We start from the raw sequence: 24173 nt of genomic DNA on the forward strand, positions 1-24173 counted from the left end.
TGTGGACAACCAACCGTACGGACGAGGGTGCCCAGGCCGGGACGGGGAAAGCACCGGCACGCCACACCGGTACGCCCCTGCGCCGATCACTTGCCGTCAACCTCTAGATTGGCGGTGCGTGTTCGCTGCGACTGGCTTCCCGCCCGCCGCAGCGGGAAGATGACATGTCGGAGAACCGGGCATCCCGGGTAAGGTCGCTCTCGACGGGTACGTCCGGCGTCGACGTGGGCGTCGACGCCGACCGTGCCGGTTCCACCGAAGCCAGAGCGGGAAGCCACATGCCCAGCAGCACGGGTCCATCGATCGACACGATCACCGAGGGAGGACGGGTGACCCAGGTCGGCGAGGGTCAGGAAGCGGAGGAAAGTTCTCCCGCGGTCGTGACCCTCGGTGCTCCCACGGTCGGTGAGCTCCTCGCCGAGCGCTACGAACTGGTCGAGCACATCAACAACGACAGTGCCGGCCGGCTGGTCTGGCGCGGGGTCGACGTGGTGCTGCGCCGGCCCGTCGCGGTGGTCCTCCGCTACCCCGGCGGCGACTCCGCCACCGAGATGCTCCAGGCCGCGGTCGCGGCCAGTCGGGTCATCCACCCCAACCTGGTCGGCGTCTACGACGCCATCGACGAGGACGACCGGGCCTACGTGGTCCGCGAGTGGGTGGACGGCCAGTCGCTGCGGGAGATGGTCGCCGCCGACGGGCCGCTGGACCCGGCCCGCGCGACCGCGATCGGCAACGCCGTCGCCAGCGCCCTGGCCGCGGTGCACGCCACCGGCATGGTGCACGGCAACCTCCACCCCGGCACCGTGATGATCAGCGACGACGGCCGGGTGGTGCTGGCCGACGCGCGCACCGACGGGGCGGACAGCCAGGAGAACGACCTGCGGGCCGTCGGCGGGGTGCTCTACTTCGCGCTGACCGGGCACTGGCCGCACGGTGAGGCCCCGCTGCACGGCGCCACCGCCGGGCACGGCCGGGCCGCCCTGCCGGACGCCGTCCGGGACGCCAGCGGCAGCATCGCCGCGCCCCGGCAGGTCCGCGCCGGGGTGCCGGCGTACCTCGACGACCTCACCATGGACCTGCTCGACCCGGAGATCGCCCCGCCCTCGTCGGACGTGCTGTCCGCCGAGCTGAGCCGGCTCGACATCCCGGCCGACGAGCAGTTCCTGGAGCAGGCCGGCCCGCTGCGCTTCACCGCCGACCCCGGCGAGGAGCCGTCGTCCCCGCTGGCCGCGGCCGGCGGGCGCAAGGTCGCCCTGGGCATCGCCGGCCTGCTGGTGGTGGCGCTTGTCGGTCTGCTCGTCGGGATCAGCGTGCTCGGGGGCGGTGACGACGACACCAAGGAGCCGGTGGCCCAGCCCACCAACAGCGCCCCCGCCGCGGGCGGCAGCACCGAGGCGGCCGCGCCGGTCCGCAAGCTCACCGTCTCCGACGTCCGGATCATCGACCCGGAGAGCGGGGACCGCGCCGAGGTGCGGAACGCCGAGAAGGTCATCGACGGCAGCGACGACGAGGGCTGGGAGACCCAGACCTACCGGAACAACGGCAAGTTCGGCGGCCTGAAGAAGGGCATGGGCGTCTGGATCGACCTGGGCGCCCCGCACACGGTCAAGTCGCTCCAGGCCACGCTCTCGTCCACCGGCGCCTCGGCCGAGCTGCGCGCCGGCACCAACGGTGAGTTCCCCTCCACCTCCAAGGGCGACAAGGACCTCGTCGCGGCGTACCCCACCGTGATCGGGCAGCCGTTCGAGGACCACGACGGCACCAAGATGACGTTCAACGGGTTCGACCCCGCCCAGAAGTACCAGTACCTCCTCTTCTGGATCACCGAGCTGCCGAAGAAGGACGACGGCAGCGGCTGGAAGATCGGGGTCCAGGAGATCACGGTCCAGGGCTCGTGAGCCGCTGGTCGGCGCCCGGTGACGGCCCGCCGGCCGGCTCCGACCTGGAGCTGCTCCGGGCCCACGTCGCGGGTGACCGGGACGCCTTCACCGAGCTGTTCCACCGGCACCGCGACCGCCTCTGGGCGGTGGCGCTGCGGACCATCGGGGACCGCGAGGAGGCGGCCGACGCGCTCCAGGACGCGATGCTGTCGGCGCACCGCGCCGCGGCCCGTTTCCGGGGCGACTCGGCGGTCACCACCTGGCTGCACCGGATCGTGGTGAACGCGTGCCTGGACCGGATGCGGCGACGCCAGACCCACGCCACCGTCCCGCTGCCCGACGGGGTGCACACCGACGGGGAGCCGGGACGCCACACCGGCGGCGTCGAACCGGCCGCGCCCGCCCCCGACCACGACACCGCGCTGGTGGTCCGGCAGGCGCTCGCGGCCTTGCCGGCGGAGCAGCGGGCCGCGCTGGTCCTGGTGGACGTGCAGGGCTACCCGGTGGCCGAGGTGGCCCGGATCCTCGACGTCGCCGAGGGGACGGTGAAGAGCCGGTGCGCCCGGGGTCGGGCGCGGCTCGCCGTGCTGCTGGGGCACCTGCGCACCGGCGCCGACGACGCCGTGCACGTGCCGCGGGTCACCGCAGGGAACCGCCGGCGGCCCGAGGGCGTCGGATCCTCGTCGGGACTTCCCCGGCCGGACGCCAGCCAGGAGGAGCCGTGAGTTCGCGGGAGTTCAGCGAGGTCGACCACGACCTCCTCGCCGACTACCTCGGCGGGGCGCTGGACGGCACCTCCGAGCAGGCCACCGTGGCCCGGCTGGTCGAGCAGGACCCGGCCTGGCGCGCGGCGTACGCGGCCCTGGCCGGCGCGCTCGACCTGGTGCACGCCGACCTGGCCGACTGGGCGTCGTCGCCCGCGCCGGAGCTGCCGGTGGCGGTCTCCGACCGGATCACGGCCGCGCTCGCCGGCGCCGGTCCCGCCCCGGCCGCCGACCACGTGCCCGAGCACGCCGGTCGGGATGCGACGCCGGTCACCGTGCCGGCGCAGCCCGGCCGGACGACCCGCCCACCCGGCACGGTCGCCCGTCCCGACCGGCACACCGGGCCGGGGCGACGTTCCCGGCGCTGGGCCCGGGTCGCCGGGCCGGTGGCGCTGGCCGCCGCCTCGGTCGCCGCGGTCAGTCTCGGCGTCGGCCGGCTGGCGGACACGGGTGGGGACAGCAGCACCGTCGGTCGACCGGCCGGGGAGGCGGCGCCGGCGGCGGGCGCGCCGTACCGGACCACCGGGCCGGCCGTACGCAGCGGCACGGACTGGACCCCGGAGCGCCTCGGCCGGGGCGCCAAGGCGGCGTCGGTCCGACCGGACATGGCCGGGCCGTCGGGCGCGGCGGGTAGCGGCCGGGAGACACCCCTGGCTGCCGACAAGAACCGCCTCGGCGCCGTGGGCGGGTTGGACCGGCTCGCCCGCCCGGAGGCGCTGGCCGCCTGCCTGACCGCGATCGGCGCCGAGCACGGCGCGGCACCGCTCACCGTCGAACTGGTCGACTACGCCCGGTTCCAGGGCAGCCCGGCGCTGGTGGTGACGTTCTCGGACGCCGGCGGCGCCCGCTGGGGCTGGGTGAGCGGGCCGGAATGCGGCGTACCCGGGTCCGGAGCGGACACCCGGTTCCGCACGCGGGTAGGGTGAAACCGCGGTCAGGGGTCCTGTCCCGCCACGTGACGTGACCCACCGGATGACCGGCTCGGGAATCCCCGCTTCGTACGATGACGTTCTGGAAGTCAGGCGCCGGCGCCTCTGCGCGGTCGGCACTCGAGATCGACATCGGTGCGTACCGGTGACGAACACACACATCGGGAGACGGCAGTGGACGAGGTCCGCAACCTGATCATCATCGGCTCCGGGCCGGCCGGCTACACCGCGGCGGTCTACGCCGCGCGCGCCAACCTCAAGCCGCTGGTGATCGAGGGCGTGCAGTCCGGTGGCGCGCTGATGACCACCACCGAGGTGGAGAACTTCCCCGGTTTCGCGGACGGGATCCTCGGCCCCGAGCTGATGGACAACATGCGCAAGCAGGCCGAGCGGTTCGGCGCGGAGTTCCTCACCGACGACGTGACCCGGGTCGAGCTGAAGGACACCGGCGAGATCGGTTCGGACGCGGTGAGCACGGTCTGGGTGGGCGAGACCGCCTACCGGGCCCGCGCCGTCATCCTCTCCACGGGTTCGGCGTGGCGTCCGCTGGGCGTGCCGGGCGAGCAGGAATACCTCGGCCACGGCGTGTCGTCCTGCGCCACCTGTGACGGCTTCTTCTTCCGTAACCAGCACATCGTGGTGGTCGGCGGCGGCGACTCGGCCATGGAGGAGGCGAGCTTCCTCACCCGTTTCGCCGAGTCGGTGACGATCATCCACCGCCGCGACTCGTTCCGGGCCAGCAAGATCATGGCGGAGCGGGCGCTGGGCAACGAGAAGATCAAGGTGGAGTGGAACACCACGGTCGAGGAGATCATCGGCGAGGACGGCAAGGTCACCGGCGTACGGGTGCGCGACGTGCACACCGGCCAGACCAAGATGCTCGACGTCACCGGCGTGTTCGTGGCGATCGGCCACGACCCGCGCAGCGAGCTGTTCCGCGACCAGGTGGAGCTGGACGACGAGGGTTACGTGAAGGTGCAGGCGCCGAGCACCCGCACCAACGTGCCGGGCGTGTTCGCCGCCGGCGACGTGGTCGACCACACCTACCGGCAGGCCATCACGGCGGCCGGCACCGGATGTGCGGCCGCGCTGGACGCCGAGCGGTTCATCGCCACCCTGCAGGGCTGAGAATTTCACCAAAGGGAGAAGGGGTTCATCGTGGGAGCAACCAAGGCGGTCACGGACGCGAGCTTCGCGAGCGACGTGCTGAAGTCCGACAAGCCGGTCCTGGTCGACTTCTGGGCGGAGTGGTGCAGTCCGTGCCGCAAGGTCTCGCCGCTCCTGGAGGAGATCGCGGGCGAGATGAGTGACCAGGTCACCATCGTCAAGCTCAACATCGACGAGAACCCCGAGACGGCGCGCGCCTACCGGGTGATGTCCGTGCCGACGCTGACCATCTTCAAGAACGGCGAGCCGGTGCAGTCGATCGCCGGCGCCAAGCCGAAGGGCGAGCTGCTCAAGCTCATCGAGTCGGCGCTCTGACCGACCCGACACCGCCGGAGCCCCCGTCACCCCACCCGGGTGTCGGGGGCTCCGGCGTTCCTGACCTGCGCGAACCCGAACCCGCCAGGTAACCGGCCACGGTACGCTCCGTAAGCGTCCGTCGGAGCTACCGCCTCCGCCAGCGCCCGTGCAGAGGGGGTCGTCGTGCGTCCGATCCGACCCGGTGACCGGGGCCCCGCGGTGGCCGAGATCCGAACCGTGCTCGCCGGCCTGGAACTGCTGCCCACCGACGGTCGCGCCGACGACTACGACGCCGCGACGGAACGCGCGGTCCGCGCCTTCCAGCAGTCCCGCGGCCTGAGCGTCGACGGGCGGGTGGGCGCGGAGACCTGGCGGGCGCTGGACGCGGCCCGCTGGCGGTTCGGCGCCCGCGCGCTCTACCACTCGGTGCCCGAGCCACTGATTGGCGAGGACGTCCGTTCGCTCCAGGAACGCCTGCTGGAGATGGGGTACGACGTGGGCCGCGCCGATGCCATCTACGGCATCCGCACCTCCCGCGCGGTGGCCCAGTTCCAACGCGAGATGGGGCTGAAGCCGGACGGGTCGTGCGGCCCGCACACCGTCAACGCGCTGCGCCGGCTCGGCCGCAAGGTGGTCGGCGGGCGCCCGCAGTGGCTACGCGAGTCCGACGCCATCCGGCAGGCCGGGCCGACGCTCGTCGGCCGGACCGTGGTGATCGATCCGGGCCACGGCGGCACCGACAGCGGCGTGGTGGTGCCCGACGGCTCGCTGCGCTGGACCGAGGCGGACCTCGTGCACGACCTCGCCAGCCGGCTGGAGGGGCGGCTCGCGGCGGCCGGCGTACGGGTGCAGCTCACCCGGGGCCCGTCGTCCCCGACCTGCCTGCCGGACGCGGACCGGGCCCAGCTCGCCAACTCGCTCGGCGCGGACGTGTTCATCTCGCTGCACACCGACGGGCACGCCAACCCGGCGGCCGACGGCGTCGCCACCTACCACTACGGCACCGACAACGGCGTCACCTCGGCCACCGGGGAGCGCCTGGCCGGGCTGGTGCAGCGGGAGATCGTGGCCCGCACCGGGCTTCGTGACTGCCGCACCCACGCCAAGGCGTGGGACCTGCTCCGGCTCACCCGGATGCCGGCGGTCCGCGTCGAGGTGGGCTACCTGACCTCCCCCACCGACCGGGGCCGGCTGATCGGCCCGCGCTTCCGCGACCGGGTGGTCGAGGCGATCGTGGCCGGGGTGCAGCGGATGTACCTGCCGATCGAACGGGACGTGCCGACCGGCTCGATCGACGTCAGCGAGCTGCGGGCGATCGTGGCCGCCGGCACCGTGGTCGACTGAGCCGGTCAGCTCGTCGAGCGGGTGGCCGGCGCCGGCCGTACCGGCCGCAGCAGCGTCTCCGGGCTCATCGAGCCGAGCAGCTTCTCCAACGCGTACTCGACGTCGGACTTCCAGCTCAGCGCCGTGCGCAGCTCCAGCCGCAGGCGCGGGTAGCGGGGGTGCGGGCGGACCGTCTTGAAGCCCACCGAGAGGAAGAAGTCGGCCGGCGCGACACACGCCCGGGTGGGGCCGTCCGGCTCGTCACCGAACTTGGCGTCGCCGAACGCCTCGATGGCCTTGATGCCGCGCTTGGTGAGGTCCCGCGCCACGCCCTGCACCAGCATCCGGCCCAGACCGCCGTCGGCGAACGCGGGCACCACGTGCGCGGTCATCAGCAGCGCCGCGTCCGCCGAGACCGGCGACGTCGGAAACGCCATCGAACGCGGGACGTACGCCGGCGGGGCGTACATGACGAAACCGGCCGGCATGCCGTCGACGTAGACCAACTTGCCGCAGGAGCCCCACTCCAGCAGCGTCTGGGAGACCCACGCCTCCTTCTCCAGGCCCGGGTCGCCGGCCGCGCAGGCCTGCTCCGCGGAGACCGGATCCAGCTCCCAGTAGACGCACCGCCGGCAGGATCGGGGAAGGTCCTCCAGGGTGTCAAGCGTCAGGCTGACCAGACGTCGCGACATGAGCGCACCCCACCAACAGTCTCGGAGCGTCGGTCACCGCGGTGTCCCGCCGCCTCCTGCTCCCGACGAGCGATCGTACGCTTCCGCCCGCCGGCGCGGGAGGGGACGCGCGAACGCCCACCCGGGCGACGGACCCGGCAGTCCGGGATGTGGACGTGTCCACACGGCGGGTTCCGCGCCGGTCACCAGGGACTACGATCGACCAATCGGCCGCGCGCCGCCATTGGATGCCGGCATCGCGGGTACCACACCGGGCGGCAGCCCCGCCGACACCCCGACCGAGGTGATGTCATGACCGGCACGACGCTCGACGACTACACCGACCGGTACGCCCGCCGCGTCCGGGGGATGACCGCCTCCGAGATCCGGGCGCTCTTCGCGGTCGCCAGCCGGCCGGAGGTCGTCTCGCTCGCCGGCGGAGCGCCCTACATCGCCGCGCTGCCGCTCGACGCGGTGGGCGAGATGCTCGGCCGGCTCGGCGCCGAGCACGGCGCCACCACCCTCCAGTACGGCATCGGCCAGGGCACCCTGGAACTGCGCGAGCGGATCTGCGAGGTGATGGCCCTCTCCGGGATCGACGCCTCCTGCGGGGCCTCCCCGGAGGACGTGGTGGTGACCGTCGGCGGGCAGCAGGCGCTCGACCTGGTGGCCCGCCTCTTCCTGGACCCGGGTGACGTGGTGCTCGCCGAGGGCCCGACCTACGTCGGCGCGCTCGGGGTGTTCCAGGCCGCCCAGGCGCAGGTGACCCACGTGCCGATGGACGACCAGGGCCTGATCCCGGAGGCGCTGGAGGTGGCCATCGCCGATATGGCCCGGGCCGGCCGGCGGGTGAAGTTCCTCTACACCATCCCGACGTACCAGAACCCGGCCGGCGTGACGTTGAGCGAGGAGCGGCGCGAACGGGTGCTCGACATCTGCGAGCGCGCCGGCCTGCTGGTGGTGGAGGACGACCCGTACGGTCAGCTCGGTTTCGAGGGGGAGGCGCCGGCGCCGCTGCGGGCCCGGCGGCGCGACGGGGTCTTCTACCTGAGCACGTTCTCCAAGACGTTCGCCCCCGGCCTGCGGGTGGGCTGGATCCTCGCCCCGCACGCGGTGCGCGACAAGCTGGTCATCGCCAGCGAGGCGCAGATCCTCTGCCCCAGCGTCTTCGCGCAGTCCGCCGTCTCGACGTACCTCGGCACCATGCCGTGGCGGGAGCAGCTCAAGACCTACCGGGAGGTCTACCGCGAGCGGCGGGACGCGCTCCTCGGCGCGCTGACCGACCTGATGCCGGCCGGCACCACCTGGACCACCCCGACCGGCGGCCTCTTCGTGTGGGCCACCCTGCCGGAGGGGCTGGACGCCAAGGCGATGATGCCGCGGGCCGTCTCCGCCCGGGTCGCGTACGTGCCCGGCACCGGCTTCTACGCCGACGGGACGGGCACGTCCAACATGCGGCTCAACTACTCCTTCCCGCCGCCGGAGCGGATCCGGGAGGGCGTGCGCCGGCTGGCCGGCGTGATGGAGCAGGAGATCGCCATGCGGAAGGTCTTCGGAGCGGTCGGCAACGCCGGGCCACGCCGACGCCAGGGCGGCTCCGACGCGCCCGGCCCCGACTTGGCATGATGCCGGCATGGCCGTCACCCCCGCCGAACCGACACCCGTGACCGGATCCTCCGCCGACGAGCTGCACGTGCTCGTGCTCGCCGGCGGTCTCTCCTACGAGCGGGACGTCTCCCTGCGGTCCGGCCGTCGCGTGCTGGACGCGCTGCGCGCGGTCGGTGTACAGGCGGAGCTGCGGGATGCCGACGTCGCGCTGCTGCCCGCGCTGGCCGCCGACCCGCCGGACGCGGTGGTGATCGCCCTGCACGGCGCCACCGGCGAGGACGGCTCCTTGCGCGGCGTGCTCGACCTGTGTGACGTGCCCTACGTCGGCTGCGACGCCCGCTCCTCCCGGCTGGCCTGGGACAAGCCATCCGCCAAGGCCGTCCTGCGCGAGGCCGGCATTCCCACGCCCGACTGGGTGGCGCTGCCGCACGACCGCTTCTCCGAGCTGGGCGCGGTCGCCGTCCTGGACCGGATCGTCGACCGCCTCGGGCTGCCGTTGATGGTCAAGCCGGCGCAGGGCGGCTCCGGGCTGGGCGCCGCCGTGGTCCGGGACGCCGCGTCGCTGCCGGCCGCGATGGTCGGCTGTTTCGCGTACGACCAGACGGCGCTGGTGGAGCGCTACGTGCCCGGAATGGACGTGGCAGTGTCCGTGCTCGACCTGGGCGACGGCCCGCAGGCCCTGCCGCCGGTCGAGATCGTGCCCCGCAACGGCGTCTACGACTACGCGGCCCGCTACACGGCGGGGCGTACCACCTGGCACGCGCCCGCCCGGCTCGACGCCGCCACGACCGCGCAGGTGACCGACGTGGCGCTCGCCGCGCACACGGCGCTCGGGCTGCGGGACGTGTCCCGCGTCGACCTGATCGTCGACGCGGAGGGCCGGCCGCACGTGCTGGAGGTCAACGTCTCGCCGGGCATGACGGAGACGTCACTGCTGCCGCTGGCGATCCAGGCGGCCGGGCTCGACTTCGGTCGCGTCCTGGGCTCGCTGGTGGGCCGGGCCGCCGCCCGCCGCTGAGCTGACCCGGCCGGCCCCACCACTTTCACTCCCGGTTCGGACCGGCCGATCCTGTCGCCGGCTCCGCGCCGCCGTCCAACGCCGTGGGCCCGGCGTCGCCGGTCGCGGGCTCGCCATCCCCGTCGCGGGGGCCGCCGTCCGGCGTGCGCACGGAAGGCGTGTCATCGTCGGCGTCGTCGGCCGGCCCGACCGGCTCGGCCTCCGGGATCTCGTCCGCCGCTTCGATCACCGACGCCGTCTCCTCGTCGGGTTCCTCGGTGGTGTCCGCCGGCGCCGGCGAGGAGAGACTCGACGGCGCCTGCCACCGGATGCGCGGCGGCTCGGCGAGCGGTCGGCCACCGAACTCGGCCAGCCACGCCGCCACCATGGCGAGGTTCTCCCGCCACTGCTCCTCGGAGATCGGCGGCAGGATCGAGTCCCACAGCGACAGGAACGTGCCCCGCAGTTGCAGCCGCCCGTACGGGCGGGCCAGGAACCACATGTGCAGGTGCGCCGACCCGTCGCCCCAGCGGTTGACGTGCACCCGGGCGACCCCGTCCAGCGAGCGGATGGCCCGTTCCAGCCGGACGGTCATCACCCCCAGCTCGGCGGCGAGCAGGTTCGGCAGGTCACCGAGGTCCAGGTGGGAGCGGGACTCCAGGATCAGCACCATCGGCAGGCCGGTGGGTCGGTCCATGGTGCGGACCCGCCACCGCTCACCAACCCAGATGTACGCCTCGTCAGGCGCGTTGCAGGCGGTGCACTCCCGGTCCTCCTCGCCCCGACGGGGAGGTTCGACCGGCACGGGATCGTCGAGCTGCTTGACGCGAAGATCGCCCTCGAAGGGGAAGGAGGGCCACTGGGTGAAGTCCGGGACTGAGGGAGGGGTGTCCTGCACGACGCTGACCCTAACGGAGTTGGCGACGCCTGTCCCTCCCCGTTCCCACCGGAGTCGAGCCCGCTTCGACGATCCACAGCACGTTGTCCACCACGTTGTCCACAGGCCGCCGAGATCACCACCACAGTGCGTCATCCACAGCTCAGCAAGGGTTTCCGGGTGTTGTTTCACGTGAAACGGAGTGAGCCTGTGGACAACGGCTGTGGATAACTTCCGCGGTCGTGAGGCCTCCCGTCGACCCTTCCATTCAACGAGCGGAGGGCTCCGACGCAGCGGCTCAAAGAGGGCTCAGTCCCGCCGCGTGGGTTGGCTCGTTTCACGTGAAACGGAGCGCTCCATGATTCCTGGCTGCGCGGGGCACCCGTCGCGGTTCAGCCTGGAGGAGGCACGCGCTCGATTGGGCGCGGCCCTCTTCTCCGTTTCACGTGAAACGGGCTACGGAATCCCGCAGGGGGCGGGACGCCGCCACGAACATGCTCGCCCGATTGCCGTGAGGACCGAACTCATCCACTCGAACGAGGAAGCCCTTCCATCGCCGCTCAGGGATCCATTCCGGACATGGGTGCCCGCTGGCGTATACCCGGCGATGGGCTGCGGGGGGCGGTCGCACCGACGGTCCTCCCGGGACGGCACTACCGGGCATCGTTGTCGAGTCCCAGTGGCTACCTCCAGGACGCGGCTCGGACTGCGCGCGGCGGGACCCCACGGGCGGCGACAATCGGCGCGCCGGAGCGCTGCGAGCGGACTCGCGCTGCCCCAGACCACGACCTCGACGACGAACTCGTCCCACCGGTGTCGGCTCACGCCTGAAGCGCCCCGGCCCGGCCGCGCCGCGCGGTCGGATCCGCTCGGTCCCTCTCAGCGGTCCGTGGGAACGGCACCGCATCTGCGCCGGGTGGAGACCTCATTCCGGAGCCGCTGCCCGATGCCGGCCCAAGCACGAGTGCGGCGGGCAGGATGTGCGGCTTGAGCGCGACGCTCGCCTCCGTCGTCGCGCGACACCGGAGTCCGCTGGGTTTGCTGCGCCGGTGACTCGGCCGGGCTGAGTCGGTGACCGGGCCAGGATGTGGTGGGGATCGCCGCGAGGGCTGCGGGATGACTGCCTTTAGCCGCGCGCCGTGCCCGAAGCCGTGCACGCGTACCGCGCACCCCGTCTGTCGCGCCGTGCATGCCGTCATGGGCAGCATCGCGAGGCCCGCCCGGTGATCGATCGGGTGAGGGCCCGGGCTCACCGCGCATGCCGTGACGGGACAGCACGGCGGGCAAGGCCGACGACCAGCCGGGTCGAGGCAGCTCGGCTCAGCGGCACGGCGAGCCTGTGTCGGGGAGAGGAGCCGACCGAACAACTCCGGCGACAGACAAGCCGCCCGTCGCCACGGCTCAATCGCATGCGACGAGCAAGCGCAAGGACACCGCTCCCGCCCCGCAGGCCGAACACCCGCCTATCCGGGTCGAGATGCTCAAGGCTTATGGGGAACCTCTTGCGGGCCCCTGGCAAGCCCAGGCCGTTTCACGTGAAACCGCACCGCCAGCCCTACCGCCTCACGGCCCACGCGCCGCCCCGGCCCGGCGCGTCCCACGGTAGGGGGTGCCGGCGGCCGACGGTCCTCGCGTCGAACGCGGTACGACCAGCGAACGGCAAACGGTGGCAGCGCGGCACGCCCGGGTGATCCGCACGGTCGGGGCGCGTCACGTCCGACGAACAACAACGGGAGCGAGGCACCGCACGTCGGGCGTAACGACAACGGGAGCGAGGCACAGCACGTCGGGCGAGTGACAACGGGGCGCGAGGCACGGCACCGTGGGCGAACCGCAGCGGTGGACGGGTGCCGGAATGCCACCGGCCGCACCCCCTCAACGGGAATGCGGCCGGTCGGGTCGAGCAGTGAGTCACTCCTCGGGCTGCTCCTCCTGGCCCACGCCGATGATGCCGACGATCCGCTCCAGGTCGTCGACGGTCGCGAACTCGATCGTGATCTTGCCCTTGCTCCGGCCGATGTCGACCTTCACCCGGGTGTCGAAGCGGTCCGAGAGCCGGTCGGCGAGATCGGAGAGCGCGGGAGCATGCGCCTTGGTCCGGCGCTTGGCCGCAGGGGGCTTCGCCGGACCCTCAGCCAGCGCCAGAGCCACCAACTCCTCGGTGCCGCGTACTGATATGCCCTCGGCGACGATCCGCGTGGCGAGCTTCTCCTGGGCCTCACCGTCGTCGAGGCTGAGCAGCGCCCGGGCATGGCCGGCGGAGAGCACCCCGGCGGCGACCCGCCGCTGCACGGCGCCGGGGAGGTTCATCAGGCGAATGGTGTTGGAGATCTGCGGTCGGCTGCGGCCGATCCGGCGTGCCAGTTCCTCGTGGGTGGCACCGAACTCCTCCAGCAACTGCTGGTAGGCCGCGGCCTCTTCGAGCGGGTTCAGGTTGGCGCGGTGGATGTTCTCCAGCAGCGCGTCCCGGAGCATCGCATCGTCCTTGGTCTCCCGGACGATGGCGGGAATGCTCTCCCGCCCGACCGCCTGGGCGGCACGCCAGCGCCGCTCACCCATGACGAGTTCGTACTTCTCGCCGTCGAGCTGCCGCACGACGATCGGCTGGAGGAAGCCGACCTCCTGGATCGAGGTCTTCAGCTCCTCCAACGCCTCCTCGTCGAAGACGTGCCGCGGCTGCTTCGGGTTCGGCACGATGGTGTCGACCGGGATCTCGGCGAAGCGGGCACCCGGCACCGGGCTCAGCTCGAACTCCGGCTCGGCGACCGGCGTTCCACGGTCGAGGACCGCGCCGGGCCCGGCAGGGGGCGGGTCCGCGACGGGAGAAGCCGGGGTGGCCACCGTCGGGACGGATGCCTCATCGGCCTCCGGCGGGGCGACGCCCGGCGCCGGCCCGGTGGGAATGAGGGCGCCGAGCCCTCGGCCCAGACCGCCGCGGGGACGGTTCTTCATGCGACGCCTCCCAGCGACTTCTCCGCACTACGCATTCCGGCTCACCGGCTCCTTGACCCCTCGTTCGGCGATCTCCTGGGCGGCCTCGAAGTAGCTCGTGGCCCCCCGCGAACCGGGATCGTAGGTCATGACCGACTGGCCGTAGCTCGGTGCCTCGGAGACACGCACGTTGCGGGGGATGACGGCCTGGAGCACCTTGTCCCCGAAGTGGTTCCGGACGTCCTGCTCCACCGCGTCGGCCAGCCGGGTACGCCGGTCGTACATGGTCAACAGGATGGTGGAGACGTCGAGCTTCGGGTTGAGGTGCTGGCGTACCAGGTTGATGTTGTTGATCAGCTGGTTGAGCCCTTCCAGCGCGTAGTACTCGCACTGGATGGGGATCAGCACCTCCTGCGCGGCCACCAACGCGTTGACGGTCAGCAGGCCGAGCGAGGGCGGGCAGTCGATGAAGACGTAGTCGAAGTGGCCCGGGTACGCCTCGATGGCGCGTGACAGGCGGGACTCCCGGGCGACCACCGAGACCAGCTCGATCTCGGCGCCGGCCAGGTCGATGGTCGCCGGCACGCACCACAGGTTGGGGATGCCTTCGACCGCCTGGGCCACCTCCTCCAGCGGCACGCTGTCGATGAGGCAGTCGTAGACGTCCGGCACACCGGTGTGGTGTGGCACGTTCAGCCCGGTGGACGCGTTGCCCTGCGGGTCGAGGTCGACCACGAGCACGCGGTTGCCGTGCAGCGCGAGCGCCACCGCCAGGTTCACGGTGGTGGTGGTCTTGCCCACGCCACCCTTCTGGTTGGCGACGCACATCACCCGGGTCCGGTCGGGGCGGGGCATGTTGACCTCGCCACTGGGATTCAGGATCTGCACGGCGCGCATCGCCTCCATAGCCAACGGTGGGTCATCCTCTTCGCGCGTCGGGGTTTCACGTGAAACGTACGTGTCGGCCGCGGCCTCGGCCCCGTATCCGGCGACCGGTGGCGTGTCGGCCGACACCGGGTCCGGGACAGGCTGGTGCGGTACGGCGGAGACCGGCGGTTGCGGTTCGTAACGGGCGGGGATCGCGACGTTCGCCCGCACCGATGCCGGTCGCGGGGACGGGGCGTTCACCGGGCCGTCGCTCGGGTCGTGCGGTTCGCGGGCCGGGGGGACGTTGGCCGGTGCGGACGAGACCGGCCGGAGAGCGCCCGCCACCGACGCCTCCGGCCGGTGGGCCGGGTCGACCGGAGAAGGCGGTGAGGCGTCACGGGAATCGTTCACCGCCCACTCCTGGTAGCTGGTTTCACGTGAAACGGAACCGTCCGGGGCTCGCCCGCCGGCGCCGGTCAGCCGTGGCTCGTCGTACCTGCCGTCGTCATGCACCTGTCATCCCTACCCGCTCCGGATGGTCGGTTCGCACCGTCGATCGGGCCTCCGCTGTGCGCGGCGTCACCGGCCGGCGGAAACGGTCGGGTCGGGTGCCGCCCGGCACCGCCGCTCCACACTATCGACGCGCGGTCAGCCTACGGCCGACGGGCGTGGCGGGTCCATGTCGGGTTGTGATCGATCCGGTCACGCCCCACCGGTCCAACGACCCGGTGGGGCATCCGGAAAGCCTGCTCCACTCAGCGATCCCGGTTACGGTCGCCACGTCGGCGACCGCCACGCGAGCGCTTGGGCCCCTTCGGCTTCTTCGGGTTGACCACCCGTTCCCGGACCACCTCGACCACAGTTGCCGCCGGTTCGATCAATCCGGTCCCGCACCGGTGCAGCATGGGCTCCCCGCCGCCGAGACGAGTCACCGCATCGGCGTGCTCGGCGATCTCCTCGGCGGCGGAGGCGCCCTTGAGCGCCAGCAACCGGCCGCCCGGCACGGTCAGCGGGAGACACCAGCCGGCGAGCCGGTCCAGCGGGGCCACGGCCCGTGCGGTGACGATGTCGGCGGAGAGCGGCTCGCGGTCCCGGGAACCGGCCGCCGCCTCGTCGGCCCGCCCCCGGAACACCCGGACGGACCGGGTCAGGCCGAGGCGCTGCACCGCTTCCACCAGGAAGGCGACCCGCCGGGCGAGCGGCTCGACAAGGGTCACGGTGAGATCCGGCCGGGCGATCGCCAACACCAGGCCGGGGAGCCCGGCACCGGAACCGACGTCGATCACGCGGGCGTCCGCCGGGATCCGCTCCGCCACCACGGCGCAGTTGAGCAGATGCCGGTCCCAGAGCCGGGGCGTCTCGCGGGGCCCGATCAGGCCCCGGAGCACACCCTCGGTGGCCAGGAGTTCGGCGTACGCGGCGGCGAGGTCGAGCCGGTCGCCGAAGAGTGCACGCGCGGCCTCCGCCAGCTCCGGCGGCAACGTGGCGTCGGCCGGGTCGGGTGCGGCACCCGCGACGGGCCCGTCCACCGTGGATGGCTCGGAAACGGCTGCCGGATCCGCGAAGGCCGGCACCGCCACCACGTCCGGTTCGGCGAAGAACGGGTCGACCGTCCCGGCCGGAGCGTCGGTGTCGACGGGCTCGGCCGCTGCCGGCACGTCACCGGAGAAGGCCGGTGTCACCTCGGTGTCGGCGGGAGGCTCGACGCCGTCCACCGTCGTGGTGTCGCCGGAGAACTCGGGATCGACCGCAGCCCCGGGCGCGTACGCCGGATCAGCCGGCCGGTCCTCGTCGGAGCGGAACGGGTCGGGGGTCGTTTCGGGCCGCACAGCCGGCGGCCCGGGTGGCGTACCACCCGGGCCGGCCACGGCGTCCGCCGTCGTGTCGTCGGAGGCCACTGACCTCAGTCCGCAACCGGCCGGACGACGATGCGGCGGTTCGGCTCCACGCCTTCGGACTCGCTCTCCACGCCGCTCATCGCGTTGACCACGTCGTGCACGCACTTGCGCTCGAACGCCGACATCGGCTCCAGGCGCACCGGCTCGCCGTGCTCCTTGACCTTCTCGACCGCGTTCTTGGCGACCGCGGCCAGTTCCTTGCGCCGGGCGGCCCGGTAGCCGCCGACGTCCAGCAGCAGGCGGCTCGGCGTGCCGGTCTGCCGGAACACCGCCAGGCGGGCCAACTCCTGGAGCGCCTCCAGGGTGGCGCCCCGCTGGCCGACCAGGCTCTGCAGTCGGCCGCCGACCACCTCGACGACCGGCCGGCCACCGGAGACCAACTCGTCGATGTCGCCGTCGTAGTCGAGGATGTCCAGCAGGCCCTCGACGTAGTCGGCGGCGATCTCGCTCTGCCGGAACAGGTCGCTGTCGGCCGGGGCCTTCTTCTCCCGGGTTACGGCCGTGCCCTCGTCGGTCTCGGTGGCGGCAGCCGCAGGGGTCTCCTCGTCCACGGACTGGTCAGCGCTGGGGATGCTGGTGTCGGTCACGGGTCTCATCTCCGTACTCGCTCGGCCGGACCGTCGAGGTCCGCTTGTCTCCCGGGGGCCGGCGGGAGGTTCGCCGGATGCCCCTCGGGCACGTCCGTACGGGCCAGTGTCGCCCGTGACCGCGCGTCGCGCGGCGGTTCCGGCCCGGCGCCGACTCCTCGGGTGCTGCTCGGGTCCGGAAGGGCCGCCACCGGTCGCGGCGACGGCCCGGTGCGGCTCAGCCCTGCCGCTTGGCGGGGCGGCTGCCGCCCTTCTTCGGGTTGGTGGGCTTGGCGCCCGGCTTCGGACCGGCCACCTTCGGCGCGGCGGCCGGGGCCTTGGCCACCGGCGGGGCGGCCTTGCGACCGAACAGGCCACTCGTCCTGGCCGGCTGGGCGGCGGTCTTGCCGGCGGTGGCGGTGGCCTTCTTCGGCGGCACCAGCGGCGGGAACTTCCGCAGCACCCACTGCTGCTGGCCGAGCGTGAAGAGGTTGTTGGTGACCCAGTAGATGATCACACCGATCGGGAAGATCGAGCCCGAGACCAGCAGCGAGACCGGGATGCCGTAGAGCATCAGCCGCTGCACCATGCGCTGCTGCGGGTCCTCCGCCCAACCGGTCTTGAGGATCATCTGCCGGCTGGTGAGGTAGGTCGTGGCGATCATGATGAGCACCAGGATGCCGGCGATCAGCTTCACGGTGCCGGTGTTCGCGCCCAGCGGCGCCAGGTCGGCGGCGGTGGAGCCGAACCGGCCGGAGATCGGGGCGGTGAAGAGCTTCGCGCTGGAGGCGCTGTTGAACTGGTCGGCCGTCCAGCCGTAGAGCGTCTTGCCGGGGTTCGTCGGGTTGAGCCGCTTGAGGGTGTGGAACAGGCCCAGGAAGACCGGGATCTGGAGGAACATCGGAAGGCAGCCCATCAGGGGGTTGGCCTTTTCCTTCCGGTAGAGCTCCATCATCTCCTTCTGGAGCGTCTCCCGGTCACCCTTGTGCTTCTCCTGGAGCTCCTTCACCTTCGGCTGGAGCGCCTGCATGGCCCGTTGCGACTTGATCTGCTTGACGAAGACCGGGAACAGGATCACCCGGACCGTCACCACCAGGAAGATGATGGCGAGGATCCAGGCCCAGTTCGTGCCGATGACCGCGCCGACCGGCACCCCGATGGCGTCCCAGGCCGAGTGCCAGGTCAGCAGGATCCACGAGATCGCGTAGTAGATCCAGTCGAGACTCAATTCTCAGGCTCCAGTCACGTCGGCACGGCGGCGACCGCCCGGCTCCGGCACCGGGTCGTGTCCACCTGGGTGAAAGGGGTGGCAGCGCGACAGCCGCCGGACCGTCAGCCAGGCTCCCCGCAACGCGCCGTGCCGGGACACCGCCTCCACGGCGTAGGCACTGCACGACGGGTAGAACCGGCAGCGGGCCGGCAGTGCCGGACTTATCCACCGACGGTACGCGATGATGGGTACCAGCAGCATGCGGGCACCGGTTGTCGGCGAGGGGGGCGTGGGGCCGCCGTTCATCGCGACCGCCGTCCCCGGGGGGCCCGTGCGGCGGCGAGCGCGGCGTCCAGGTCGGCCCCGAGTCGGGCGTACGCCGCGTCGGCGGCCGGAGGCAGGGCGCGTACCACCAGGGTGGTGCCGGCGGGCAGCTCGGCCAGGCGTTCCCGGACCAGGTGCCGCAGCCGGCGGCGGACCTTGTTGCGCACCACCGCGCCGCCGACGGCCTTGGACACGACGAAGCCGGCGCGGCGCGGTGCGGAGATCTCCGCACCGCTGCTCCGCGCCGGCTCCGGCGAAGGTGTCGCGGTGGACCCGGTCGGCTCGGGGAGCGTCAGGTGGACCACGACGGCGCCACGGCCGACGCGTCGGCCACCACGAACCGCTACGGCGAAGTCGCTACTGCGCCGCAGTCGCTGTGCGGCGGCCAGCACGACTGCCCACGTCCCCGGACCGGTCGGCCTCAGGCCGCCAGGCGGGTGCGGCCCTTGGCGCGACGGGTCGAAAGGATGGCGCGGCCGGCACGGGTGCGCATGCGCAGCCGGAAGCCGTGGGTCTTCGCGCGCCGGCGGTTGTTCGGCTGGTAGGTGCGCTTGCTCACGTCAGGCTCTCCGTTGTCGTACGCCCCGCGCGGCGGATCGCCCGGGGTCCTGTGCGGGTCCCGATCACCTGGACGGTGACCGCTGATCGACGCTGCCCGGCGAGCCGGCCTCCGGTGGTGCTGGGGAGGTGGCCGCAGGCAACGAGCATCCATCACCCTAGCAGAGGGCGAGAGAGCATCCGCTCCAGCCTACGCAGCACCGCAATGACCGTCAAACCCTTCCCGCCCGGCCCCGACCTGCGCCGCGACGGCAGCCGACGGGGTCGTTTCCGGTGCGGTCGTCACCGCCTCAAGGGTGTCGGCGGTTGATGGCGCGGGGTCCGCGCTGTTAGCGTGCGCGATTGCGGTCGGCGTCGGGTGCCCGGGTTTGTCGCCGACCGGCAAGACCGGACAAGCTGTTGAATCGTTCGGCACGGTGAACCCGCTTCAGCGCCTCCGCCAATCAGGGGGCAGGTCCGACCCGCGTCCGGTGGGCGGCCACAATCGGTCGGTACACAGGCTGTGGATAACTTGTGGATGACGACCGGTCAGCCGTCCGGGCGGGCGTGAGGATCAGGCGAGGGGGTGGCACGACGGTGACCGGAGCGACAGACCTTGCCGCGGTGTGGGCGGCGGCCACCGAGGAACTCGCCGACGAGATCATCTCCGCCCAGCAGCGGGCGTACCTCCGGCTCACCCGGCTCCGCGCGATCGTCGAGGACACCGCGCTGCTCTCCGTGCCGGACGCGTTCACCCGCGACGTGATCGAGTCCCGGCTCCGCCCGGCCATCACCGAGGCGTTGAGCCGCAGGCTCGGCCGACCGATCCAGGTGGCCGTCACCGTACGGGTCCCCGACGACCCGAGCGGGCGACCGGCCGGCACGGTGTACCGCAGCGGCCCGGAACCGCTCTCCGACCGGGACGGCGCGGTCGGTCTGCTCCCCGGATTCGACCGGGCGGGTCCGCCGCCCGAGTCCGCCTACCCCGCGTCCCGCCCGGATCCCCAGTACGCGGCGGACGCCCGGCCGGAGCATCCGATGGAGGAGCCCGCGCCACGGCAGCGGAACGCGGACGGCGGCCGGCCGCACCTGATCCCCGCCGGCCGGGACGGACAGGACACGCTCTTCGGCGCCGCGTTCGCCGAGCCGCTGCGCGCCGCGCCCGACCGCCGGTCCTTCGACGACCGCCACGGCCTGGAGCCGCCCGCCCCGGAGCAGGGATACGAGCCCCGCTACCGGGAGGCTCCGGGGCCGGTCGACTCCCCGCCGCTGCGCGGACTGCCCCGCGACGGTGTCACCGACAACGGTCCGGGGCGCGGCGCCACCGACAACGGTCCGGGCCGTGGTGCCACCGACAACGGCCCCGGCCGCAGTGCACCCGATCACCACCGGCCGGGCGGGCAGGCCGACCGCCGGCTGCCCGGCGTGGAGAGCGGCGGCAACCGGCTCAACCCGAAGTACATGTTCGAGACGTTCGTCATCGGCTCGTCCAACCGCTTCGCGCACGCGGCGAGCGTCGCGGTGGCCGAGTCGCCGGCCAAGGCGTACAACCCGCTGTTCATCTACGGCAGCTCCGGGCTGGGCAAGACCCACCTGCTGCACGCCATCGGGCACTACGCCACCACGTTGGGCAACGCCCGCTCGGTCCGGTACGTCTCGACCGAGGAGTTCACCAACGACTTCATCAACTCGTTGCGGGACGACAAGACCAGCGCGTTCCAGCGCCGCTACCGGGACGTGGACATCCTCCTGATCGACGACATCCAGTTCCTGGAGAACCGGGAACGGACGCAGGAGGAGTTCTTCCACACGTTCAACACGCTGCACAACGCCAACAAGCAGATCGTGATCACCTCCGACCGCTCGCCAAAGCAGCTGGCGACGTTGGAGGACCGGCTCCGGACCCGGTTCGAGTGGGGCCTGCTCGCCGACATCCAGCCGCCCGACCTGGAGACCCGGATCGCGATCCTTCAGAAGAAGGCGGCGCAGGAGCGGCTCTACGCCCCGCCGGACGTGCTGGAGTTCATCGCCTCCCGGGTGTCGAACTCGATCCGGGAACTCGAGGGCGCGTTGATCCGGGTCACCGCGTTCGCCAGCCTCACCCGGTCCTCGGTCGAGCTGTCCCTGGCCGAGGAGGTGCTGCGCGACTTCATCCCGGACGGCGCCGGCCCGGAGATCACCGCGGACCAGATCATGGTCTCGACCTCCGAGTACTTCGGCGTGAGCCTGGAGGACCTGCGCGGTCATTCCCGGTCCCGGGTGCTCGTCAATGCCCGCCAGGTGGCCATGTACCTGTGCCGCGAGCTGACCGACCTGTCGCTGCCCCGGATCGGCCAGGCGTTCGGCGGACGCGACCACACCACGGTGATGCACGCCGACCGGAAGATCCGGCAGCAGATGGCGGAGCGGCGCTCGCTCTACAACCAGATCGCCGAGCTGACGAACCGGATCAAGCAGAACACCTGAGACGCTCGTCTCGTACCCGACACGACAGCCCGGCCGGACGACGTTCCCGGCCGGGCTTCTTCGTGCCCGTCGGGCACCGCGTGGACGCCGCCGGGCCACCCGAGGACGCCGCCGGTTGACCCTCGACCCGGTGGAGGGCCCAGAATCGGCGTCGTGGTTGTCCACAGCTCGTACCGGTTGTCCACATCCCCTGTGTCACAGGCGGTGGAAAACCACCCTGTGCACCCGACCGGTTACCCACAGACTGTGGACAACTCCTGGGGACGAGCCTGTGGACGCCTGGGGACAACGGTCACGTTGTCCACCGACGACGGCCCGCCTGTGGGGATCCTGTTGAAGGTTCTGGGGACGACGGGGGTTCGGACCGTCGGCGTTGTCCACAGCGCTGGGGAGAAAACCGGTGGATTACCGGTGGACAACCGGTGGACAGCGGTGGAAAACCCGGCGGCCGACGGGGCCTGTGGACCGGGACCCGGGTTGTACCCCGGGTTATCCACCGGAAACCCACCTGTGGAAAACGTGATTGACCTGCGCAAACGCCGGTTCTCCACAGTTTGCACAGGTGCGATGAAGACGATGAGTTATCTCTTCTAAACAACAAAAACCAATCATCACCGTTGGACTTCCTGTGGATCGGGCCGCAGCGCTGCCGTCGGCAGTCGGCCGGGCACCTGGATCCACGGGGTCGGGCGCACAGCCGATGCCCACGCGCCCTAAGGTGCGATGGGTACCCGCACGGTCGGGCGGGACGGGTGGCAGCGGTCGGCATGAGAGAGTTGTCGCTGACGTCGACGCGGAGGCATTGATGAAGTTCCGAGTGGAGCGCGACGCGCTCGCCGAGGCGGTCGCGTGGACCGCCAAGAGCCTGCCCAACCGACCCTCCGTGCCGGTGCTGGCCGGGGTGATGCTCCGGGTGACCGACGGCAACCTCCAGGTCTCCGGCTTCGACTACGAGGTCTCCAGCCAGGTGACCGTCGAGGTGCAGGGTGACGCGGACGGCGCGGCACTGGTCTCCGGTCGACTGCTCGCCGAGATCACCAAGGCGCTGCCGGCCAAGCCGGTGGACATCGCCGCCGTCGGCTCCCACCTGGAGCTGGTCTGCGGCAGCGCCCGGTTCACGCTGCCCACCATGCCGGTGGAGGACTACCCGACCCTGCCGGAGATGCCGGAGAGCGCCGGCACCGTCGACGCCGCCGCCTTCGCCGCCGCCGTGGCCCAGGTGGCCGTGGCCGCCGGCCGCGACGAGACGCTGCCGATGATGACCGGCGTCCGGATCGAGCTGTCCGGCGGCACCATGGCCATGCTCGCCACCGACCGCTACCGTCTCGCACTGCGCGAGATGGAGTGGCACCCGGACGACCCGGAGATCAGCCTCAACGCGCTGGTGCCGGCCCGCACGCTCAACGACACCGCGAAGGCGCTCGGCCCGCTCGGCGGGCACGTCACCATGGCGCTCTCCGCCGGCGGCGCCGGCGAGGGCATGATCGGCTTCTCCGGCGGCACCCGCCGGACCACCAGCCGCCTGCTCGACGGCGCCAACTACCCGCCGGTGCGCTCGCTGTTCCCGGCCGCCCACAACGCCGAGGCCCGGGTCGCGGTCGCCACCCTCATCGAGGTGGTCAAGCGGGTGGCGCTGGTCGCCGAGCGCACCACCCCGGTGCTGCTCAGCTTCAGCGCCGACGGCTTGGTCGTGGAGGCCGGCGGCACCGAGGAGGCCCGGGCCAGCGAGGCCATGGAGGCCACCTTCAGCGGTGACCCGCTCACCATCGGCTTCAACCCGCAGTACCTGATCGACGGCCTGTCCAACCTGGGTGCCCAGCACGTCCTGCTGCGGTTCGTCGACGCCTTCAAGCCCGCGGTCCTTTCTCCGGCCGGCGAGGATGGCGAGGTCATTCCGGGGTACCGGTACCTCATCATGCCGATCCGCGTCTCCCGCTGATCGCCGGCAGCACCACCCTGACGTACGGAGGTAGCAGCACATGCAGCTCGGCCTGGTAGGACTCGGCCGGATGGGCGGCAACATGCGCGAACGGCTGCGCGCCGCCGGGCACGAGGTGGTCGGCTACGACCGCAACCCGGAGCTCAGCGACGCCGCGAGCCTCGCGGAGCTGGCCGAGAAGCTCGACGCACCGCGCGCCATCTGGGTCATGGTCCCGGCCGGTGTCACCGACGCCACCATCGACGAACTCGCCGGCGTGCTCGGCGAGGGCGACATCATCATCGACGGCGGCAACTCGCGGTTCAGCGACGACGCCCCGCGCGCCGAGCGGCTCAACGAGCACGGCATCGGCTACGTCGACGTCGGCGTCTCCGGCGGCGTCTGGGGCCGGCAGAACGGCTACGGCCTGATGGTCGGCGGCGCGCAGGAGCACGTCGAACGGCTCATGCCGATCTTCGACGCGCTCCGGCCCGAGGGCGAGTTCGGCTTCGTGCACGCCGGCCCGGTCGGCGCCGGCCACTACGCCAAGATGGTGCACAACGGCATCGAGTACGGCCTGATGCACGCCTACGCGGAGGGCTTCGAGCTGCTCTCGGCGTCCGAGCTGGTGACGAACGTCCCCGGCGTGGTCAAGTCGTGGCGCAAGGGCACCGTCGTCCAGTCCTGGCTGCTCGACCTGCTCGACCGGGCCCTCGACGAGGACCCGGAGCTGGCCGAGCTGAGCGACTACACCGAGGACACCGGCGAGGGCCGGTGGACGGTCGACGAGGCGGTCCGGCTCGCCGTGCCGCTCAACGTGATCACCGCCGCGCTGTTCGCCCGGTTCGCCTCCCGGCAGGACGAATCACCCGCCCTGAAGGCCGTCTCCGCGCTGCGCCAGCAGTTCGGCGGGCACGCCGTCCACAAGCGCTGACCGGCGTCC

Annotated in this window: 21 protein-coding genes; 11 read left to right on the top strand and 10 right to left on the bottom strand. The window is 72.2% G+C overall.

All coding sequences use genetic code 11. From position 1 onward, the window contains the following. Positions 1–278 precede the first annotated feature (278 nt). The 6 genes from OG767_RS01130 (at position 279) to OG767_RS01155 (ending at position 6381) form a co-directional block, all read left to right on the top strand. Positions 279–1898 carry a protein kinase family protein gene (locus tag OG767_RS01130; RefSeq protein ID WP_405091775.1) on the top strand — a complete coding sequence of 540 codons (1620 nt, stop codon included), beginning with the start codon at positions 279–281 and terminating at the stop codon, positions 1896–1898. Beyond that, positions 1895–2605, top strand: coding sequence for an RNA polymerase sigma factor SigM (gene sigM, locus OG767_RS01135; RefSeq protein WP_405091776.1), 711 nt, complete (start codon positions 1895–1897; stop codon positions 2603–2605). Before OG767_RS01130 ends, sigM begins: the two co-directional genes overlap by 4 nt. Continuing rightward, a complete protein-coding gene (locus tag OG767_RS01140; RefSeq protein ID WP_405091777.1) occupies positions 2602–3570 on the top strand; it encodes a hypothetical protein in 969 nt (322 codons plus the stop codon). Before sigM ends, OG767_RS01140 begins: the two co-directional genes overlap by 4 nt. 177 nt (positions 3571–3747) lie before the next feature. Beyond that, on the top strand, positions 3748–4701 hold the full coding sequence (gene trxB / locus OG767_RS01145) for a thioredoxin-disulfide reductase (RefSeq protein ID WP_405091778.1): 954 nt from the start codon (positions 3748–3750) through the stop codon (positions 4699–4701). 30 nt (positions 4702–4731) lie between these two features. Next, entirely contained in the window at positions 4732–5055 is a 324-nt protein-coding gene (gene trxA, locus OG767_RS01150) for a thioredoxin (RefSeq protein WP_281933936.1), read from the top strand. 165 nt (positions 5056–5220) lie between these two features. Further along, the gene (locus OG767_RS01155; RefSeq protein ID WP_405091779.1) at positions 5221–6381 is read left to right on the top strand and encodes an N-acetylmuramoyl-L-alanine amidase; all 1161 of its coding nucleotides are present in this window, start codon (positions 5221–5223) and stop codon (positions 6379–6381) included. Positions 6382–6386: 5 nt separating this feature from the next. On the opposite strand, the gene OG767_RS01160 is transcribed toward OG767_RS01155, so the two are convergent. Then, positions 6387–7052 carry a GNAT family N-acetyltransferase gene (locus OG767_RS01160; protein ID WP_405091780.1) on the bottom strand — a complete coding sequence of 222 codons (666 nt, stop codon included), beginning with the start codon at positions 7050–7052 and terminating at the stop codon, positions 6387–6389. A gap of 291 nt (positions 7053–7343) precedes the next feature. Between OG767_RS01160 and OG767_RS01165 the strand changes: the two genes are divergently transcribed. Both OG767_RS01165 and OG767_RS01170 read left to right on the top strand, forming a co-directional pair. Continuing rightward, the gene (locus tag OG767_RS01165; protein ID WP_405091781.1) at positions 7344–8657 is read left to right on the top strand and encodes a PLP-dependent aminotransferase family protein; all 1314 of its coding nucleotides are present in this window, start codon (positions 7344–7346) and stop codon (positions 8655–8657) included. Between the two features lie 7 nt (positions 8658–8664). After that, entirely contained in the window at positions 8665–9657 is a 993-nt protein-coding gene (locus tag OG767_RS01170) for a D-alanine--D-alanine ligase (RefSeq protein ID WP_405091782.1), read from the top strand. Between the two features lie 25 nt (positions 9658–9682). Here the strand turns inward: OG767_RS01170 and OG767_RS01175 are convergent, their stop codons facing one another. From OG767_RS01175 to rpmH, 9 genes are all read right to left on the bottom strand, one after another. Next, the gene (locus tag OG767_RS01175; protein ID WP_405091783.1) at positions 9683–10534 is read right to left on the bottom strand and encodes a hypothetical protein; all 852 of its coding nucleotides are present in this window, start codon (positions 10532–10534) and stop codon (positions 9683–9685) included. Positions 10535–12424: 1890 nt separating this feature from the next. Continuing rightward, positions 12425–13465 carry a ParB/RepB/Spo0J family partition protein gene (locus OG767_RS01180; protein ID WP_405091784.1) on the bottom strand — a complete coding sequence of 347 codons (1041 nt, stop codon included), beginning with the start codon at positions 13463–13465 and terminating at the stop codon, positions 12425–12427. A gap of 27 nt (positions 13466–13492) precedes the next feature. Continuing rightward, positions 13493–14824 (bottom strand): AAA family ATPase, encoded by a 1332-nt coding sequence (locus tag OG767_RS01185; protein WP_405091785.1) that lies wholly within the window; start codon positions 14822–14824, stop codon positions 13493–13495. Between the two features lie 242 nt (positions 14825–15066). After that, complete coding sequence (rsmG, locus tag OG767_RS01190; protein ID WP_405094100.1) at positions 15067–15840, bottom strand: 16S rRNA (guanine(527)-N(7))-methyltransferase RsmG; 774 nt, start codon at positions 15838–15840, stop codon at positions 15067–15069. Between the two features lie 374 nt (positions 15841–16214). After that, positions 16215–16805 carry a protein jag gene (locus OG767_RS01195; RefSeq protein WP_405091786.1) on the bottom strand — a complete coding sequence of 197 codons (591 nt, stop codon included), beginning with the start codon at positions 16803–16805 and terminating at the stop codon, positions 16215–16217. Positions 16806–17013: 208 nt separating this feature from the next. Continuing rightward, the gene (yidC, locus tag OG767_RS01200) at positions 17014–18003 is read right to left on the bottom strand and encodes a membrane protein insertase YidC (RefSeq protein WP_405091787.1); all 990 of its coding nucleotides are present in this window, start codon (positions 18001–18003) and stop codon (positions 17014–17016) included. A 3-nt stretch (positions 18004–18006) separates the two neighbouring features. Beyond that, the gene (yidD, locus tag OG767_RS01205) at positions 18007–18246 is read right to left on the bottom strand and encodes a membrane protein insertion efficiency factor YidD (protein WP_233220212.1); all 240 of its coding nucleotides are present in this window, start codon (positions 18244–18246) and stop codon (positions 18007–18009) included. Between the two features lie 41 nt (positions 18247–18287). Then, positions 18288–18701, bottom strand: a complete 414-nt coding sequence (gene rnpA / locus OG767_RS01210) for a ribonuclease P protein component (RefSeq protein WP_405091788.1) — start codon at positions 18699–18701, stop codon at positions 18288–18290. A 29-nt stretch (positions 18702–18730) separates the two neighbouring features. Further along, positions 18731–18868, bottom strand: a complete 138-nt coding sequence (rpmH, locus tag OG767_RS01215; protein WP_091061882.1) for a 50S ribosomal protein L34 — start codon at positions 18866–18868, stop codon at positions 18731–18733. Positions 18869–19443: 575 nt separating this feature from the next. Between rpmH and dnaA the strand changes: the two genes are divergently transcribed. From dnaA to gnd, 3 genes are all read left to right on the top strand, one after another. Beyond that, on the top strand, positions 19444–21312 hold the full coding sequence (dnaA, locus tag OG767_RS01220) for a chromosomal replication initiator protein DnaA (protein WP_405091789.1): 1869 nt from the start codon (positions 19444–19446) through the stop codon (positions 21310–21312). 805 nt (positions 21313–22117) lie between these two features. After that, positions 22118–23251 carry a DNA polymerase III subunit beta gene (dnaN, locus tag OG767_RS01225; protein ID WP_396772397.1) on the top strand — a complete coding sequence of 378 codons (1134 nt, stop codon included), beginning with the start codon at positions 22118–22120 and terminating at the stop codon, positions 23249–23251. A 40-nt stretch (positions 23252–23291) separates the two neighbouring features. Next, complete coding sequence (gene gnd, locus OG767_RS01230) at positions 23292–24164, top strand: phosphogluconate dehydrogenase (NAD(+)-dependent, decarboxylating) (protein WP_405091790.1); 873 nt, start codon at positions 23292–23294, stop codon at positions 24162–24164. Positions 24165–24173: the final 9 nt, after the last annotated feature.

This window comes from Micromonospora sp. NBC_01392 (assembly GCF_045040125.1).
GTDB lineage: Bacteria > Actinomycetota > Actinomycetes > Mycobacteriales > Micromonosporaceae > Micromonospora.